A 1,727-nucleotide genomic window follows, 5' to 3' on the forward strand; every position below is an offset into this window, starting at 1 on the left:
TGGACGGGTTTGCGCTCAACACCCACAGCCGCATCGCTTCGTTTGAGACACCGGGCGGTGTGACGGGTTGCGCCAGTTGCCACGGGGATGTTTCCGCTCACGCTCAAAGCGGTGACCCCGCCGATATTCGCGGCTTTGGCAAGAACGTTCAGGCCGACACTCAAGCGTGCTTGAGCTGCCACGGCCGCAGTGATAAGGCGGCCTTTGCGGCCAGCGCTCACGGCGGCGAAGTGGCGTGCAGTTCTTGCCACACCATCCACACCAGGAAGAGCGCCAACAGCACCTGCGGCAACTGCCATGCGGATGTGCAAGCTCAGTTCCTCGCGCCCTCGCACCATCCGGTGCGGCAAGGCGGCATGACCTGCGCTTCCTGTCACAACGTGCACTCGGCCCAGCCGGGAGCCTTGGCGGTGGAAGGGCGCACCAACGATCTGTGCGTGAGCTGTCACAGCGAGAAGGAAGGCCCCTTCATTTTCCAACACGAACCGGTGGAAGAGGACTGCATGACCTGCCATCAACCGCACGGTGCCGTAGCCGACAACCTCTTGCAAGCCAACGAACCGTTCCTGTGCTTGCAGTGCCACGAGTTCCACTTCCATGCTGGGCTGGAAGCGCGGCCCGAGGCGCCGGTGTTTACGGTTGGTGGTCGCCAGTACCCCAACGTGCTCGGTGCCCACGGCTATCAGCGTTCCTTCGCCACCAAGTGCACCCAGTGCCACACGCAAGTTCACGGTTCCGACCTCCCCTCCCAGGGGATTTCCAGCCGTGGTCGGTCGCTGACGCGATAAGGAGGCAGCCATGAAAGCTCGATACACGCTTTTTGCTCTGCTTTTGGCCTGGTACCCCGCAAGCCTCCTGGCGCAAGTCACCGGCACGGTGCAGTTGGGAGGCCACGGGACCAGCGAAAAGGACAACCCCGCCCGGGCGGGCGAGTACAGCACCACTCAGTCCGGCCCGGACGCGGCGGTTTCGCTGCAGTACAAAGCCGACGGGTTTTACCTGGGCTTGGAAAGCCTGGCGCTTTCCTCTGACCAGCAAAAGCACGATCTGACCTTTGAACTGGGGCGGATGGTGCGGTCGCACACCACGTTTTCCAAGCTCCCCCATCGCCTGGTGCACGACTCCCTGGCCAACTTGGCGGGGGCCATTGCCGATGTGAAGATCGTTTATGCCACCGACATGGATCCTGCTGCGCGGTACGGCATCCGCTACGATGAGCTGACCAACCACACGGACATCCAATTACCGCAGGCCCCGTGGCTGACCATCAGCACCGATTACCGCGAGCAATGGCGCCAGGGCCACGTGCAAGCGCTTTCCACCTCTCACTGCTACTCCTGCCACGTGGTGAGCGTCACCCGCAGCCTGGACTTGCACACTAAGGACGCAGGCATTTCCGCCCAGGCTAGCTTTGGCGGCTGGCACGTGAAAGCCACGGTCTCCAGCCGCGACGCCCGGGAGCGGGAAGGCGCGCCTACCAGAACTTACGAGCGCGCTCAGCATCCTTCCCTGCGGACCCCCCTGTTCGACGATCGGGTGGTATTTGACGAGCGCTCGGGACCCCTGCCCTACGGGTGGTATCCAAGCCAGGAGAAGGACACCTACCGTCTGGCCATTAACAACGCCAACGTCCTCGGGTTTAGCCTGGCGCTTTCCGCTACGTCTTCCGAGATTTCCAATACCCACACCGGCAACGAGGTGGACTACGACGGTATTTCCCTTGCCCT

1 protein-coding gene and 1 pseudogene are annotated in these 1,727 nt (G+C 62.7%); both read left to right on the forward strand.

Translation table 11 applies throughout. The features are described 5' to 3' along the window. The coding region (locus EG19_RS11890; protein WP_081800166.1) for a DmsE family decaheme c-type cytochrome at positions 1-788 on the forward strand (788 nt) is incomplete at its 5' end. A gap of 10 nt (positions 789-798) precedes the next feature. Beyond that, a pseudogene (locus EG19_RS11895) lies at positions 799-1,727 on the forward strand (GSU2204 family CXXCH-containing (seleno)protein); the annotation flags it as partial.

This window comes from Thermoanaerobaculum aquaticum, from assembly GCF_000687145.1.
Taxonomy (GTDB): Bacteria; Acidobacteriota; Thermoanaerobaculia; order Thermoanaerobaculales; family Thermoanaerobaculaceae; genus Thermoanaerobaculum; species Thermoanaerobaculum aquaticum.